Source organism: Pedobacter suwonensis, assembly GCF_007833675.1.
Taxonomy (GTDB): Bacteria; Bacteroidota; Bacteroidia; order Sphingobacteriales; family Sphingobacteriaceae; genus Pedobacter; species Pedobacter suwonensis.
The window spans coordinates 2,544,570-2,560,823 of record NZ_CP031708.1 but is presented as its reverse complement, the minus strand read 5'-3'; the positions used below and the strand labels follow the sequence as shown (position 1 = coordinate 2,560,823).

Below are 16,254 nucleotides of genomic sequence, written 5' to 3'. Positions count from 1 at the left end.
TAATTATGAAAATTAAATACATTTTAGGATTATTACTCTTGTTAAGTGTAGTGGCCTGTAAAAAAATACAGAATGGTTTTCTAAGTGATGCCATTCGATATAAAGACAATAATATTTATGCAAAAAGAGGCTTGACTCTTTTTCAGTCAGATAGAATCAATGCAGATGGTTCTACACCACCTTTTACCTACAAATTACTTAATCTAAGAAAAGAAGATGGTTCTCCTGCACCTGCAGAATTCTCAAAAGAATATGAAATTACTGTTTTTAAAACCGGTGCTAATTTTGATCCTGAAACAGATGTAACCCTCGATCTTTTAAATAAGAAAAGAGAGGTGGTTAAAAAGAAACCAATGGAGTTTAATGAATTAAGCGGACAGCTTACCTTTAACAAAGCATCCGGTTTCTTACCCTTAGGAAGATATGTATATGATGTAGAAATGACTAATGGTACTGGTACCAAGTTATTTCCTAAATTGGCAACAATTAATGTAGTGGATCCCACTATAGATGACCTGTTTGAGATTACTGATAATGTTGCTAACGGCTTTAATGATGTTACCGGTGCGGTAACGCCAATGAAAAACCCAATCATTACCTGTACAAAAATTTCATCTGTAGGTGCAAGAGCTATACTGAAAATGGTAGATAAAAATGGAAATGTCTTTAATCCTAAAGCAAAAGAAATTATAGCAAGGGGAGATAGACCAATTTTTGAAAACTATGCGAAATTTAATCCAGTTATTCAAACTGATACCGCTATGATCTGCGATTTCGAGGTAGCACCGTTTCCTTTAACAAAATATATTACACCAACTACCGACTGGGGTTTCTTAATGTATTACAGAATACCGAGTACCTTTATAAAATCAATAGATGGATTTCCAACATCACCAGGTTTCTCTGTAAACCCAAGGTGGTCTTGGAGACTTAAATTAGAAGGTACTTATGTCATTCAGGTAAAATTTACTGATGTAACTAGAAAATAAAAAAATAGCAGCTGTAGAATAAATCTAGAATTCATCCTGAGCCTTTTGAAGGATCTAGCATATACTTTCTTAATCATGATGCAGTGATAATTTTTACTACAACTGAAAAGGCAATTTTCGAATCGAAAATTGCCTTTTTGGTGAAAGTTGAAAACTAAAATCTTTCTTATTTGATCATTATAACCTGTAAACTCAATGGTCTTTCGGTATCATTTGCCGGTGTTACCAAACCACCGCAAATAATATCATAATGATAACCTGCTGTAAAGCTGGTGCTCTCGGAAGTAGCTTTAACTGCTCCGGATGATGTTTCTTTAGCATCCAATGTATAAGTCCCCGCATCTACAGCAATGAAACTGCTTGCTGTTTTGAAGGCTTTATTGGTAACCAATGAGGTGGTTGCATTGGTTTTGGCCAGGTCTAAAGCAGGGGCATCGGGCGATAGGTTGATAAAGCGGATATAGGCTTTATCGGTTGATGGAATAGAAAGATCGTCGCCGATAGTATAAATATCTAGTGCACCGGGTTTATTGATTAAATAAGATGAGTAATAGGTGCTTGCGTTTAAAGTGATATTTTTAGTCAACAAACTTTCTGCACTGCTGGCGGTGGTAAATTTTAAACTGTAAGTGCCAGCGGGAGATGAAAGATAACTAATGGCGCCTCCGAATGGCAAAGCTGCTGAATTAACCATATTGCCATTGAAGTATGCATTATAAGTTGCCAAAGATGGTGACGCATTAATTACCCTTAAATACGATATGGTAGGATCGACAGTGTCGGTTTTTTTACATGAAGTTAACGCTGTTAAAGCAATTAGGAAAAATAAAGTGATCGGTTTGAAATGAAATGACGTAAAATTCTTCATACGGTTAAAATTTGATTTAATAATTAAGGAGTACCCATAAAACGATCATTCAATCGTATTCGCTACAGGCATGTAAATATTGCATTTAAACACTATCTGAAGATGTTAAATGATGTTAAGCAGATGTTAAAAATTAGTGCCTTTTTTAACAAAATTTGAATTGACAATTAGAATGATAAACCTCAATGTTAAGTGATCGCTTATTTTTAAATTACATAAGCGCTTGCTTCAGTCAGAATAATCCAATAAAACAGAAAACTTAAAATAAAAAAAATACAATATTATTGCGTAACTCGATTTTTATTTAAACCTTTGCACCTCAATAGAGTTAAAGCCGTTTTAATACGCAAGAAATGATTAAACCAATTTTACATAAACTTTCAGTTTCCAATGCACAAACCGTGTCTGGAAAAGGTTTGTTTATTAATCATTTTCAATCCGTGTTTTATTATCCCACAAGCCGGCAAAATTTCACTCCACGTATTTAGTACTCAACTAAACGTAACGAGGAATTGATCCTCTCTAAAAACCCAATTAACAAGAATACTTATAATTTTTCGTTAGAAAACGAATGGATATTAACGAATTTATAGTGCAGGTTGCACTTCCTGAACATCGTGTATTTGCAGAAGAAATTGTAACCGAGATGGCCGAATCTGCGAAAGCGCGTGGTACAGGCATCGCAAAACGTTCTCCTGAATACATCTCTAATAAGATGCAAGAGGGCAAATCGGTTATTGCTTTCCACAAAGATGGTTCATGGGCAGGGTTTTGCTATATCGAAACCTGGAGTCACGGACAATTTGTAGCCAACAGTGGTTTGGTGGTAAGCCCTAAATACCGTAAAGCCGGGTTGGCTAAGGCCATTAAAAATGAGATTTTCGGCTTATCGAGAAGGTTGTACCCCAAAGCAAAAATATTTGGGTTAACAACAGGTTTGGCCGTAATGAAGATAAACTCAGATTTGGGCTATGAGCCGGTAACCTACAGCGAACTTACACAGGATGAAGAATTTTGGAAAGGTTGCCAGAGCTGCGTAAACTTCGAAATTTTGAAAATGAAGGAACGTAAAAACTGCATGTGCACGGCTATGCTTTATGATCCGGCAGAGAAAAAGCACGAAGTAGCCAAACAATTTGCTGAAGAACTGCAGAAAAAACCCAAATTATATGAGCGCTTTATGCGCATTAAACAACGTTTGGTTGTTAAACAAAAGCCGAAAACCGGCTTAAAAGCCCTTTTATTTTTATTTACCCTTTTATTCAAATAGCATGAAAAAAGTTGTTTTAGCATTTAGCGGAGGATTAGACACCTCATTTTGTTGTATATACCTGGCGAAAGACCGTGGATTGGAAGTACACTCGGTGATTGTAAATACCGGTGGTTTTTCTGATGAGGAGTTACAGGAAATTGAGAAAAGAGCTTATGCTTTAGGGGTAAAGTCGCATGCGGTAGTAGACGAAACAGAGGGCTACTATGATGATTGTATTAAGTACCTGATTTTCGGAAATGTATTAAAAAATGCAACTTATCCACTTTCTGTTAGCGCAGAACGTGTGAGTCAGGCTACCGCAATTGCTAATTATGTAAAGAAGATCGGTGCTGATTATGTAGCGCATGGCAGTACAGGCGCTGGTAACGACCAGGTTCGTTTCGATATGATCTTCAATATCCTGATTCCTGGTGTTGAAATTATTACGCCAATCAGGGATTTGAAATTATCACGCGAAGCTGAAATTGAATATTTAGCCGGTCATGGTGTTGAATATAGTGCCGAGAAAGCAAGATATTCAATCAATAAAGGTTTATGGGGTACTTCAGTAGGCGGTAAAGAAACATTAACTTCCAACGAAACCTTACCAGAAAGTGCATGGCCAACACAGGTTTCAGAAACCGGGTCGCGTAAAATTGAACTTACTTTTGAAAAAGGTGAACTGGTAGCGCTTGACGGCGAAAAATTGGCGCCGGTAAAAGCCATCCAGAAATTGCAGGCCATTGCGCAACCTTTCGGCATTGGTCGCGATATCCATGTGGGCGATACCATTATCGGTATTAAAGGCCGTGTGGGTTTCGAGGCGGCAGCACCGGTTTTAATTATTAAAGCACATCATACTTTAGAAAAACACACGCTTACGAAGTGGCAGTTAAGCTGGAAAGAACAGCTATCTTCTTTCTATGGTAACTGGTTGCATGAAGGTCAGTTCCATGATCCGATTATGCGGAATATCGAGGCATTTTTAGCCGATACGCAGAAATTTGTGAGCGGTAAAGTTTTTGTTGAGCTATTGCCATACCGTTTCCAGATTATCGGCATTGAATCTGACCACGATTTAATGAGCAACAAATTTGGCAGCTATGGTGAAATGAACAATGCCTGGAGCGGTGAAGATGTAAAAGGTTTTTCTAAAATCTTCGGCAACCAGGTAATGATCTGGCATAAAGTAAATAATGAGGCATAGCCTCGAGGTTTAAGGTTTAGGGCGAAAAGTCGTAAGGTTATCCGCCCGACCCCTAAACCTTATACCCTACACCCTTAAATCTTTAAAAAAATGATTAAAGCAGGAATAATCGGTGGTGCAGGTTACACTGGCGGAGAAATGCTGCGTATTCTGGTTAACCATCCAAATGTTGAAATTGCTTTCGTAAATAGTACCAGTAATGCCGGAAATTTAATTTCTGATGTACATACCGATTTAATCGGGGATACTGATTTATGCTTTGTAAACGATATTCCGCAAGATATTGATGTGCTTTTCCTTTGTGTCGGCCATGGTGATGCGAATAAGTTTTTAGCCGCTAATCCGATTAACGATAATGTTAGGATTATCGATTTATCGCAGGATTTCAGGTTGCATAAAAAGTCAACATTCGAAAAGCGTGAATTCGTTTACGGTCTCCCTGAATTAAACCGTGATAAGATCAAATCAGCAGGTAATATTGCGAATCCTGGCTGTTTTGCAACCTGTATCCAATTGGGCTTACTACCGTTGGCGGCAAAAGGGTTAATCCAAAATGAGGTTCACATTAATGCCACTACCGGATCAACCGGCGCCGGACAGAGTTTGGCCACAACTTCTCATTTTAGCTGGAGAAACAATAACCTTTCTGTTTACAAGGCTTTCGAACACCAGCACCTGAACGAGATCGGCGAAAGTTTATTGCAATTGCAACCATCACTTACTGAAGCTTTAAGTTTTATCCCACAGCGTGGCGCTTTTACCAGAGGTATTTTGGCCGCTATGTATCTTGAAAGCGAACTTACTTTAGAGGAAGCCCAAACCATTTACGAAGATTATTACAGCGCGCATCCTTTTACGCATGTGAGCCGGAAAAATATCGATTTAAAACAGGTTGTAAATACCAATAAAGCACTGGTACATATCGAAAAACACGGGGGTAAATTATTTATCATCAGTATTATCGATAACCTTTTGAAAGGTGCCAGCGGACAAGCGGTTCAGAATATGAACTTGATGTTTGGATTGAAGGAAGATGCCGGCTTGAAGCTTAAAGCTGCTAATTTCTAGGCGGAAGGCTGGAGGTTGGAAGGCTGGAAGGCTGGAAGGCCTGGGTGCAGACAAAAAATATTTATGAGTTATGAGAGATTATCAAAAATTAGATGTTTGGAAAAAGGCTCACTTATTTACTTTGCAGGTTTATAAGGAAATCCTACCTATCATGCCTGTTGAAGAAAAATTTGCTTTAACCCAACAAATTCGGCGGGCCGCCTATTCAATACCTCTAAATATTGTAGAAGGAAGTGGTAAAAACACAGATAAGGATTTTGTCCATTATCTTGATAATGCACTTGGCTCTACCAAAGAAATAGAATATGCTTTTATTCTCCTTCGCGACTTAGCTTACGTCAGTTTGGAAGTTTACGAAGCCGTAAATAAAAGCGTTAATGAAATTAAAGCGATGTTAATCGCATTTATTAAATTTTTAAGAAACGGTGGAAAAGGTTAGGGAATATCAACCTTCTACCTTCCCGCCCTCGACCTTCAAACCTTATTAAAATATGCAACTATTCGACGTTTATCCACTTAATGATATAGAAATTACCAAAGCAGCCGGCAGCAATGTTTGGGATGTTAACGGACAACAATATTTAGATTTATATGGCGGACATGCTGTAATTTCTATTGGGCATACCAACCCCCATTATGTAAGCCGTTTAACCGATCAGTTAAATAAGGTTGGCTTTTATTCCAACTCGGTTAAAATTCCTTTGCAGGTACAACTAGCTGAAAAGCTGGGCGAAGTATCGGGGAAAAAAGATTTCCAATTGTTTTTATGTAATTCTGGAGCAGAGGCCAACGAAAATGCACTTAAACTCGCTTCGTTTTACAACGGCAGAAAAAAGGTAATTGCTTTTACCGGTGCTTTCCACGGACGTACCTCTTTAGCCGTTGCGGTAACCGATAACCCAAAAATTGTAGCGCCGGTTAATCAGACCGAAAACGTGATCTTCTTGCCGCATAATAATGAGGTGGCTTTAGAAGAAACTTTTAAAGCGCAGGGCAATGAGATTTCTTCGGTAATTATTGAAGGTATACAGGGTGTTGGCGGAATTAAAGAAGCATCAAAAAGTTTTCTTCAAAAAATCCGTTCACTATGCGATGAGTATAATGCTGTTTATATTGCTGATTCAGTGCAATGTGGTTATGGCAGAACAGGTTTGTTTTATTCGCACGATTGGGCAGGCGTAGAGGCCGATGTATATACCATGGCAAAAGGTATGGGCAATGGTTTTCCGGTAGCCGGAATTGCTATTGCTCCTAAATTTAAGCCATGGCACGGAGAACTAGGTACAACTTTCGGGGGTAACCATTTAGCCTGTGCTGCGGCGTTAGCGGTTTTAGAAGTGATGGAAAAAGACAGCCTGATGAATAATGCCGAAGAAGTTGGGAATTACCTAATTGCCGAATTAAAGAAATTTGAGCAAGTAAAGGAAGTTCGTGGCCGTGGTTTAATGATTGGTATTGAATTACCGGAAGAACTGGCGCATGTTAAAAAAGAGCTTTTGTTTAAGCACTTCATTTTTACCGGCGAGGCCAAACCTAATGTAATCCGTTTACTGCCGGCATTAAATTTAACCAAAGCACATGCTGATGAGTTTTTAGCTGCGTTTAATCTTGTACTGAAAGCTTAAAGATTAAAGCTGAAAGCATGACTTTTGTATTTGTGAGTTTAATTTAAACAAATAAAAGCTAGATTAGTATCATCCCTATTTTCGAATAGAAGGGCCCGGGCCTTTCTAGTTTAACTTTTAAACTAAAATGAAAATGAGAGACTACCGAAAACTAGATGTTTGGAAAAAGGCACATGTAATGGTATTATTTGTTTATTCAGATATATTACCCATGTTTCCCGTATCTGAAAGAAATGATTTACATAGTCAGGTTAAACGGGATGCTTACTCAGTGCCACTCAATATCGTTGAGGGTGCTGGTCGAAATTCGGATCAAGATTTTGCACGGTTTTTAGATATGGCATTAGGATCTTGTCATGAAGTTGAATATGCTTGTTTACTTGCTGCTGATTTTAGGTACTTGAACGAAGAGAAGTATCTGGAGATAAATAATAAAATAAATGAAGTTAAGGCAATGCTTATAGGCTTGCTGAAACGTTTAAGACGATAACTGTTTAAGGTTTAGATTTTGTATCCTGTTTAAAACTTTGCAGGAGCTTTAGTCTTTAAGCTTTAAACTTTAAGCTTTAAAAAATGAAACTTTTCACTTCCGTACATGATGTTCCGAGCATCAAACAATTTGTAAATGATGCATTGGCGTTAAAAGCCAACCCTTATGGACATCAGCATTTAGGTAAGAACAAAACCCTGGGTTTGGTTTTTATGAACCCCAGCTTACGTACGCGTTTAAGCACGCAAAAGGCAGCCTTAAATTTAGGGATGAATGTGATGGTGATGAACCTGGATAAAGAGGGCTGGGCATTGGAGACACAGGATGGTGTAGTGATGAATGGTTCTACAGTAGAACATATTCGTGAGGCTGCTGCGGTTATGGGACAATATTGTGATATTTTGGGCTTGCGTTCTTTTCCGAAACTGAATAACCGCGAGGAAGATTATAGTGAAGATTTTTTTAACAAGTTTGTAAAATACTGTGCCGTGCCGGTAGTGAGCCTGGAGAGTGCAACACGCCACCCTTTGCAGAGTTTTGCTGATATCATTACCATTCATGAAACCTGGACAAAGAAACCTGACGGCCGCAAACCCAAGGTAGTTTTAGCCTGGGCACCTCATGTAAAGGCTTTACCCCAAGCCGTTCCTAATTCTTTTGCCGAGTGGATGTGTAAAGCGCAGGCAGAAGGAATGATCGATTTTACGATTGCGCAGCCAGAAGGTTATGAACTTGCCGAAGATTTCACACCAGGTGCAAAGATTGAATACAATATAGAAGAAGCCCTGATTGGTGCCGATTATGTTTATGTAAAAAACTGGAGCAGCTACAAAGAATACGGAAAGGTGTTAACTTATCCGGACGGCTGGATGATGAATAACGAAAAGTTAAAAATCACCAACGATGCAAAGGTGATGCATTGCTTACCTGTGCGTCGTGATCTGGAATTATCGTCAGAAATTTTGGATGGTCCAAACTCATTGGTAATTCATGAGGCGGGAAACCGCTTATGGGCAGCACAAGCTGTGATTAAAGCCGTGCTGGAAGAATTATAATCATAATTTTGAACTGGATTAACCACAGATAAAAAGGATGAACACAGATACTTTTATATTTATAATCAGTTAATCTGTGGTTAAACTACTAAATATATTACAGCCCCGGTTTGTGTTCACACGAACCGAAATCATTAAGATAAAAATTAGTGTGGTTCGTGCAGACATGAACCACGGCGAACATACATGATGAAGCAACTTACAATCATAAAAATAGGTGGAAACGTAATCGATAATTCAGAAAACCTGCATCGGTTTCTACTGGATTTTACAGCATTGCCGGGAGATAAAATTTTAGTGCATGGCGGGGGGAAAATTGCAACTGAACTAGGAGAATCGCTAGGCATTGAAGCCAAAATGGTTGAAGGCAGAAGAATTACCGATATCGAAACCCTCCGCATTGTAACGATGGTTTATGCCGGATTAATCAATAAAAACATGGTAGCCCAATTGCAGGCCAAGGGTAGCAATGCCATCGGGTTAAGCGGTGCTGATGGCAATGTGATCAAAGCAAAAAAGCGCCCGGTGAGTACCAAAACTTATGGCGCTGAAAGTGGGCCGATGGCCGGAGCGGTAATTGATTACGGTTTTGTTGGTGATCTGGATGAAAATTCTGTGTCTGCAAAAACTTTAGATAGTTTGCTGAATGCCGGTTTGGTGCCGGTTTTATGTGCCATTACACACGATGGCGATACGCAACTTTTAAATACCAATGCCGATACTATTGCTTCGTCTGTAGCGGTGGCGATGTCAGCCTTATACGAAACACAATTGGTATACTGTTTTGAGAAAAAAGGAGTATTAAAGGATGTGAATGATGACGCCACTGTGGTAAGGGAAATTAAGGCAGACGAGTTTGAGGGGCTAAAGGCTGACGGAACGGTAGCCGGTGGGATGATTCCAAAACTGCACAATGCTTTTGAAGCCATTAAAAAGGGTGTTTCTGCCGTCTATATTGGAAAAGCTGATGAACTTGCCGAATTGGCTACAGGTACTTTTGGTACCAAAATGCTGAAGTAAAGGTTGAAGGTAGGAAGGTTTGGAGGTGGAGGGTTTTTGCATTGCCTAAGGATTACTGCTTTTGCAAACTAAACCTGATAGAAACGGAAATACTTTTTTAGCTGTAGCTTTAATTAGCTGACAAAGTGCTTAAAAAGATTGAAGTGGATAGCAGGACTGACATTAATAGTATTACTGAAACTGCTTTTCAAATAAACATTAATGGATTAAAATCGGTGAAATCACCAAAATCTTTGTAATCAGATGAATAAAAAAATAGCCATCATTGGTAGCGGAAACATCGGTTTATCCTTAGCGAAAGGTTTGGTTAAAGCCAGCTTTGCCCAGGCTGCCGACATTACACTTACCCGTAGAAATACCGACCATTTAAAGTCTTTTGCCGAAGCCGGCTTTAAAGTTAGTAATAATAATAAACAAGCTGTGGTTGATGCAGAGGTGGTAATCCTTGCCGTTCTGCCCCAACAGTTAAACACGGTTTTAGACGAAATTCAAACTTCAATTGTTCAGGCGAAGCATTTGGTCATTTCGGTAATTTCAGGTGTAAGCTGTGCGGCTGTGAGGGAAAAATTAGGAGATGGTGTTGAAGTGGTGCGCGTAATGCCAAATACAGCAATCGCGATCGGTCAATCTATGACTTGCATGGCCAGCGATAATGCATCAGCAGAAAATATGACTGAAGTAACCAAAATGTTCGAAACTGTTGGGGCTGTTGTGAAGATTAATGAAGATTTAATGACTTCTGCAACAGCACTTTGTGCTTGCGGGATTGCTTTTTTCTTAAGGGCCATCAGGGCTGCATCGCAAGGTGGTGTTGAAATTGGTTTTCATGCAGATGAAGCTTTAAAAATGGCTGTTCAGACCGCTAAAGGTGCTGCCGATTTGCTTTTATTACATGGAACACACCCGGAATCAGAAATAGATAAAGTAACTTCGCCGAAAGGTTGTACCATTGCTGGCCTAAATGAAATGGAACATAACGGTTTTAGTTCATCGTTGATAAAAGGCATTAAACTTTCGGCTTTAAAAGCCGGGAATTTATATAATAAAGAGAGCTAAAAGCTGAAAGACCAAAGCTTAAAGCGAAGTAAAAGTATTGCTTGATACTTGATACTAAATACTTGATACTATGTTTTTAGAAAATATACAAAAGGAAAGCCTGGAATTATTGCGGCAATTGATTCGCATCCAGTCTTTTAGTAAAGAAGAAGACCGGACTGCTAATTTAATAGCCCAGTTTTTAGAAGAGAGAGGGGTTAAGACCCAGCGTAAAATGAATAATGTTTGGGCCTACAACAAGCATTTTGATGCCAATAAGCCAACTTTATTGTTAAACTCACACCACGATACGGTTAAACCAAATTCGGGTTATACCCGCGATCCATATGACGCCGGAATAGAGGGGGATAAGCTTTTTGGCCTGGGAAGTAATGACGCTGGCGGTTGTTTGGTTTCGTTAATCGGAACATTTTTGTACTACTACGAGCAGGAAAATTTAAAATATAACATCTGTTTGGCCGCCACAGCCGAGGAAGAAATCTCAGGCAATAACGGCCTGGAACTGGTACTGCCTGATTTGGGTGAACTTGAATTTGGTATTGTAGGCGAACCAACAGAAATGAATTTAGCTATCGCTGAGCGCGGTTTGCTGGTGTTGGATTGTGTGTCGCACGGAAAGGCCGGACATGCAGCGCGGGAAGAAGGGGAGAATGCCATTTATAAGGCATTAAAAGATATCGAATGGTTCAGAAATTACCAGTTTCCTAAAGTGTCGGAAGTTTTTGGCCCGCTGAAAATGACTGTGACAATTATTAACGCGGGTTCACAGCATAATGTGGTGCCGGCCAATTGTACTTTTACAGTTGACGTACGCGTAACCGATGCATATACCAATGAAGAGGTGTTGGAAATTATCCGTGCAAATGTAGATTGTGATGTCACTCCACGGTCTATCCGTTTAAAGCCTTCATCAATTGATAAAAACCATCCTGTTGTGCAGGCTGGGGTAGCATTGGGCAGAACCACTTATGGCTCACCTACTACTTCCGATCAGGCTTTATTGGATATTCCATCGGTAAAATGTGGCCCTGGTTTTTCGGGCCGCTCGCACATGGCCGATGAATTTTTGTATGTTAGAGAAGTTGCAGAAGGGGTAGAGGGATATATAAATATGTTAAAACCAGTTGTTCAAGGTTGAGGGTAGAGGGTTTTAAGGTGTAAGGCTTGATACTTAACTTAAATATCGAATGCCTTATGTTCTCTGGCGAAAACTCGGTGTACGCTGTAGTAAAATGACTGTTGCTTTGTGTGCTTTGCGAACAACTTAGCACCCTTTGTGGTTGAATGAAAATGCTTTAAATAATGTTTATATTTGGGATATGAACACCTATGCTAATTTTATCGAAATTAATGCAGATAAACGGTTTGGTAGGCCATGTATAATCGGGACTAGAATTGCTGTTTATGATGTTTTAAACTGGTTTGCGAGCGGAATGACCCTCGAACAGATTTTGGAAGATTTTGATGAATTGACCGAAGCGCAGGTTTTAGCCTGTTTGGCCTATGCTGCCGATCGGGAACATAAAATACGCGTTGCCTAGTGAAATTACTATTTGATCAGAATATTTCTTTCCGAATTATTAAGCTTATTCAGTTAGCTTTCCCGCAGAGTGAACAGATTAGGAAATTAAATCTGGAAAATAAATCGGATAAGGAGATCTGGGCATTTGCTGGCCAAAATGGTTTTACGATTGTTACTTTTGATGCCGATTTCTATGAGTTTTCTAATTTGTATGGGCACCCTCCGAAAATAATTTGGCTCAGAACGGGCAACAACACAACGCTATCGATATCACAGATACTTCTAACAAAAAAAGAATTAATAATAGAATTTATAAAACAAGCAGAATTTTCTTGTTTAGAAATTCAATAAAACTCAGCATGCTTTGCGAAAAGCCTTAGCGCTCTTTGCGGTTAAATAAATTAAAATGAAAATTTGGCAAAAAAATATTGATGTAAATCAGTTTGTAGAACGTTTCACTGTAGGTAAAGACCGTGAGCTTGATCTGCAAATGGCAAAATTTGATGTACTGGGTTCACTGGCGCATACTGAAATGTTGGAAACGATAAATTTGCTTACCGCAGAAGAGTTAAAAACCGTTCAGCAGGAATTGAAAAATATTTACGCTGAGATTGAAGCGGGTAACTTTACGATTGAAGATACGGTGGAAGATGTACACTCGCAGGTAGAATGGTTGCTCACACAACGCATAGGCGAAGCAGGTAAAAAAATCCATAGTGGCCGTTCACGTAATGATCAGGTTTTGGTCGATTTAAAACTGTTTTTCCGTGCCTGTATTGAAGATATGGTTAACCAGACGGCTACTTTGTTTAATCAGTTAATCGAGCTGAGCAATACCCATAAAGATAAATTATTGCCAGGTTATACGCATTTACAGATTGCTATGCCTTCCTCATTTGGCTTATGGTTTGGTGCTTATGCCGAAAGCCTTGCCGATGATATGGAACTGATGCTGGCTGCCTGGAAAATCACCAATAAAAATCCATTAGGCTCTGCAGCAGGTTACGGCTCATCATTCCCGTTAAACAGAACATTGACTACCCAATTGTTGGGTTTTGAAAGCCTGAACTATAATGTGGTTTATGCACAAATGGGGCGTGGTAAAACCGAGAGAATCCTGGCGCAGGCCATGAGCGCTGTTGCCGCAACGCTTGCAAAAATGGCTATGGATGTTTGCCTCTTCATTAATCAGAATTTCGGCTTTATTAGTTTTCCTCCTGAATTGACAACAGGTTCGAGCATTATGCCACATAAAAAGAATCCTGATGTTTTTGAGCTGATCCGTTCGCGCTGTAATAAAATTCAGGCTTTGCCAAATGAAATTGCGATGATGATTACCAATCTGCCATCAGGCTATCACCGCGATTTACAACTATTAAAAGAAAATCTTTTCCCTGCCATTACTTCGCTTAATGAGTGTCTGGAAATCGCCACCTTTATGTTTCAGAACATTACCATAAAGGATGATATTTTAAAAGATAAAAAATACGATTACCTGTTTAGTGTTGAAGTGGTTAATGACCTTGCGTTAAAAGGCGTGCCATTTAGAGAAGCTTATAAAATAGTTGGCGAGCAAATTGAAAGTGGTACATTTGCCCCATCTAGCCACATACATCATACACACGAAGGAAGCATCGGTAACCTTTGCAATGAGCAGATTTCGGCAGCAATGCAGGAGGTTCTGTCTCAATTTGGTTTTGAAAAAGTGAATAAAGCAATAGCAGATTTAATAGCATAATATGAAAGTTTCAGTAATAGCCAATTCATTAATTGGATCAGAAATTATAAAAATTGGTAACGAAGTTAACGAAATGAAGCGCAAAGGTGCATCTATCGCTAACCTGACCATTGGCGATTTTGATTCAAATATTTATCCAATCCCAGCTGAGTTAAAAGCGGGAATTGTGGAAGCGTATAATGCCAACCAAACTAATTATCCACCTGCAGATGGTGTTTTGCAATTACGAGAAACCGTTTCTGAATTATTAAAAGACAGATTTGGATTAGCGTATAATGCCAATAGCATTTTAGTTTCAGGCGGTTCGCGGCCTTTAATTTATGCTACTTTTCTGGCATTGATTGATCCGGGTGATACTGTAGTGTTTCCTGCACCATCATGGAACAATAACCACTACTGCCATTTAACATCGGCAAATGCCATTGCAGTTGAAACCGACGCAGCGCATAACTTTATGCCAACTGCGGCACAGTTAAAACCGCATTTAAAAGGCGCAACATTATTGGCCCTTTGTTCGCCTTTAAACCCAACGGGTACCATGTTTGATGCTAATGCCCTGGCTGAGATTTGTGATGCTGTTTTAGAGGAAAATGCAACAAGGGGAACGGACGAAAAGCCGCTTTACCTGATGTACGATCAGATTTATTCTCTTTTAACTTTTGATAAAGAACATGTAAATCCGGTTTCGCTACGCCCGGAAATGAAACCGTTTACCATTTTTGTTGATGGTAGTTCTAAATGCCTTGCTGCCACAGGTGTACGCGTAGGTTGGGGATTTGGCCCGGAAGATATTGTAAATAGGATGAAAGCGCTTGTAGGCCATATGGGTGCCTGGGCGCCAAAAGCAGAGCAGGTTGCAATGTCTAACTATTTTAACAATAAGCCTCAGGTTGATGCCTTTTTAACCAGCTTCAAAGCACAAATCCAGGATAGTTTAAATGCACTCTACAATGGTTTTAATGATTTAAAGGCTGAAGGTTTTAATGTAGATGCAGTAGAACCTATGGGGGCCATTTATCTGACCATTAAAATAGATTATATTGGTAAAACAACCGAAGATGGTCAGCTTTTAAAAGATAGTGCAGATGTTAATTTTTATTTAATTAAAGAAGCCGGAGCTGCTTTGGTGCCGTTCTCTGCATTCGGAAATGAGCATAGTATGCCTTGGTTCCGGGCATCAGTAGGGGCTTGTACTTTACAGGATATAAAAGACATGCTGCCTAGAATAAAACTGGCATTAAGCAAATTGAAATAGAGAATCTGAACACTCCATCAAACAAATTGAATGATGGAGTGTTCAGATAAAAATCTCATTTCGCGCTTATATGGAACCAAAATACACGCCTCAGGGTTACGCTTCTACCTCAGCTATTCTTACTACACTTGCCATTGGTATATTGGCATCACTCATTCTTCCGGTTTTCTACATTATCCTCGGAAGGCTTATTCCCAATATTTGGTTCATTGCCATTATTGCTTTTCTTTTAGGTCTGGGTTTAGGGTTTTTTATTGATCTTGGGGTTAAGATCGGAAAACTCAGGAATAAAAAAATCGTTACCATTATTGCTATCTTTTGCGGGTTATTTGCCTTTTATATTCAATGGGTGTTGTTTGATACTTTAGCCTATAGTAGGAAAGGTTTTACTTTTAACCTGAATGGCAATGATTTGAAGTTTTTAGCTCAAGACTTCTTTTTCCTTTTTACGCATCCCCATATTTTATTTCAGGAAATTACTAATATGAATGAAATAGGTACATTCCGCATCGAAAGCATAGGTATCATTAGCGGCTTATTATTGTGGGTGATTTGGGCGGGTGAATTTATCGTTATTCTTGGGGGTGCAATATTTGGTGTTTTGAATGGTCAGGTCATCCATCCCTACTCTGAAATTAATGATAACTGGATGAAAAGGCGAAAAATTACCCATCGCATTCCACTGGTAGAAAATAAAGAAACAATTGTAGAAGCATTAAAGCGGCGAAATTTTACGGTTTTACAGGATCAGCCTTCATTAATAAATGCAACTGATTATTCCGAAGTACTGATTTTTGAATCCACCGGCGATCCAACCAAGTACATCAGCGTGATAAATGTATCAAACCCTACAGGAAAGGCGAAAGATAAAAAACTAAAAAGCATACTGAAATTTTATCCTCTCGAGAACGCTAACATTTAATTAAAAAATTCTGAACTTTTTGATCATGCACACTCAATTAATAGAGTGAACTTAAAAGAATTCAGAAGATATATTCAAGAAGCTGTCGTTACCCTGAACCGAGCCTTAGTGAACTCACCGAAGGTAATTTATTTCAGGGTATATGCCGCGGATAAAGGATGCTGAAATAAATTCAGCATGACGTTTA

17 protein-coding genes are annotated in these 16,254 nt (G+C 39.1%); 16 read left to right on the top strand and 1 reads right to left on the bottom strand.

Annotation, left to right across the window (positions count from 1 at the left end; all coding sequences use genetic code 11):
- Positions 1-5 precede the first annotated feature (5 nt).
- Positions 6-989: a DUF5007 domain-containing protein gene (locus tag DV942_RS10335; protein WP_145857310.1), complete on the top strand. Its 984-nt coding sequence runs from the start codon at positions 6-8 to the stop codon at positions 987-989.
- Between the two features lie 166 nt (positions 990-1,155).
- Here the strand turns inward: DV942_RS10335 and DV942_RS10330 are convergent, their stop codons facing one another.
- Complete coding sequence (locus DV942_RS10330) at positions 1,156-1,857, bottom strand: DUF4397 domain-containing protein (protein WP_145857308.1); 702 nt, start codon at positions 1,855-1,857, stop codon at positions 1,156-1,158.
- Positions 1,858-2,428: 571 nt separating this feature from the next.
- Between DV942_RS10330 and DV942_RS10325 the strand changes: the two genes are divergently transcribed.
- The 15 genes from DV942_RS10325 to DV942_RS10255 all read left to right on the top strand — a co-directional run bounded on the left by DV942_RS10325 (position 2,429) and on the right by DV942_RS10255 (position 16,067).
- Entirely contained in the window at positions 2,429-3,127 is a 699-nt protein-coding gene (locus DV942_RS10325) for a GNAT family N-acetyltransferase (protein WP_134204214.1), read from the top strand.
- Position 3,128: 1 nt separating this feature from the next.
- Positions 3,129-4,316 carry an argininosuccinate synthase gene (argG, locus tag DV942_RS10320; protein WP_145857306.1) on the top strand — a complete coding sequence of 396 codons (1,188 nt, stop codon included), beginning with the start codon at positions 3,129-3,131 and terminating at the stop codon, positions 4,314-4,316.
- 90 nt (positions 4,317-4,406) lie between these two features.
- Positions 4,407-5,384, top strand: coding sequence for an N-acetyl-gamma-glutamyl-phosphate reductase (argC, locus tag DV942_RS10315; RefSeq protein ID WP_145857304.1), 978 nt, complete (start codon positions 4,407-4,409; stop codon positions 5,382-5,384).
- 70 nt (positions 5,385-5,454) lie between these two features.
- Complete coding sequence (locus tag DV942_RS10310) at positions 5,455-5,823, top strand: four helix bundle protein (protein WP_145857302.1); 369 nt, start codon at positions 5,455-5,457, stop codon at positions 5,821-5,823.
- Between the two features lie 52 nt (positions 5,824-5,875).
- Positions 5,876-7,009, top strand: coding sequence for an aspartate aminotransferase family protein (locus DV942_RS10305; RefSeq protein WP_145857300.1), 1,134 nt, complete (start codon positions 5,876-5,878; stop codon positions 7,007-7,009).
- Between the two features lie 133 nt (positions 7,010-7,142).
- Positions 7,143-7,499, top strand: coding sequence for a four helix bundle protein (locus DV942_RS10300; RefSeq protein ID WP_145861703.1), 357 nt, complete (start codon positions 7,143-7,145; stop codon positions 7,497-7,499).
- Positions 7,500-7,582: 83 nt separating this feature from the next.
- A complete protein-coding gene (locus DV942_RS10295) occupies positions 7,583-8,554 on the top strand; it encodes a Rossmann-fold NAD(P)-binding domain-containing protein (RefSeq protein WP_145857298.1) in 972 nt (323 codons plus the stop codon).
- A gap of 189 nt (positions 8,555-8,743) precedes the next feature.
- Entirely contained in the window at positions 8,744-9,574 is an 831-nt protein-coding gene (argB, locus tag DV942_RS10290; RefSeq protein ID WP_208864425.1) for an acetylglutamate kinase, read from the top strand.
- Positions 9,575-9,817: 243 nt separating this feature from the next.
- The gene (gene proC / locus DV942_RS10285; protein ID WP_145857296.1) at positions 9,818-10,630 is read left to right on the top strand and encodes a pyrroline-5-carboxylate reductase; all 813 of its coding nucleotides are present in this window, start codon (positions 9,818-9,820) and stop codon (positions 10,628-10,630) included.
- 70 nt (positions 10,631-10,700) lie between these two features.
- Positions 10,701-11,768, top strand: a complete 1,068-nt coding sequence (locus DV942_RS10280) for a M20 family metallo-hydrolase (protein WP_145857294.1) — start codon at positions 10,701-10,703, stop codon at positions 11,766-11,768.
- 181 nt (positions 11,769-11,949) lie between these two features.
- On the top strand, positions 11,950-12,171 hold the full coding sequence (locus DV942_RS10275; RefSeq protein WP_145857292.1) for a DUF433 domain-containing protein: 222 nt from the start codon (positions 11,950-11,952) through the stop codon (positions 12,169-12,171).
- Positions 12,171-12,503, top strand: coding sequence for a DUF5615 family PIN-like protein (locus DV942_RS10270; RefSeq protein WP_145857290.1), 333 nt, complete (start codon positions 12,171-12,173; stop codon positions 12,501-12,503). Before DV942_RS10275 ends, DV942_RS10270 begins: the two co-directional genes overlap by 1 nt.
- Positions 12,504-12,558: 55 nt before the next feature.
- Positions 12,559-13,890 (top strand): argininosuccinate lyase, encoded by a 1,332-nt coding sequence (gene argH, locus DV942_RS10265; RefSeq protein ID WP_145857288.1) that lies wholly within the window; start codon positions 12,559-12,561, stop codon positions 13,888-13,890.
- Position 13,891: 1 nt separating this feature from the next.
- Positions 13,892-15,145 (top strand): pyridoxal phosphate-dependent aminotransferase, encoded by a 1,254-nt coding sequence (locus tag DV942_RS10260; RefSeq protein WP_145857286.1) that lies wholly within the window; start codon positions 13,892-13,894, stop codon positions 15,143-15,145.
- A 70-nt stretch (positions 15,146-15,215) separates the two neighbouring features.
- Complete coding sequence (locus DV942_RS10255) at positions 15,216-16,067, top strand: hypothetical protein (protein ID WP_145857284.1); 852 nt, start codon at positions 15,216-15,218, stop codon at positions 16,065-16,067.
- The last annotated feature ends 187 nt before the right edge of the window (positions 16,068-16,254 follow it).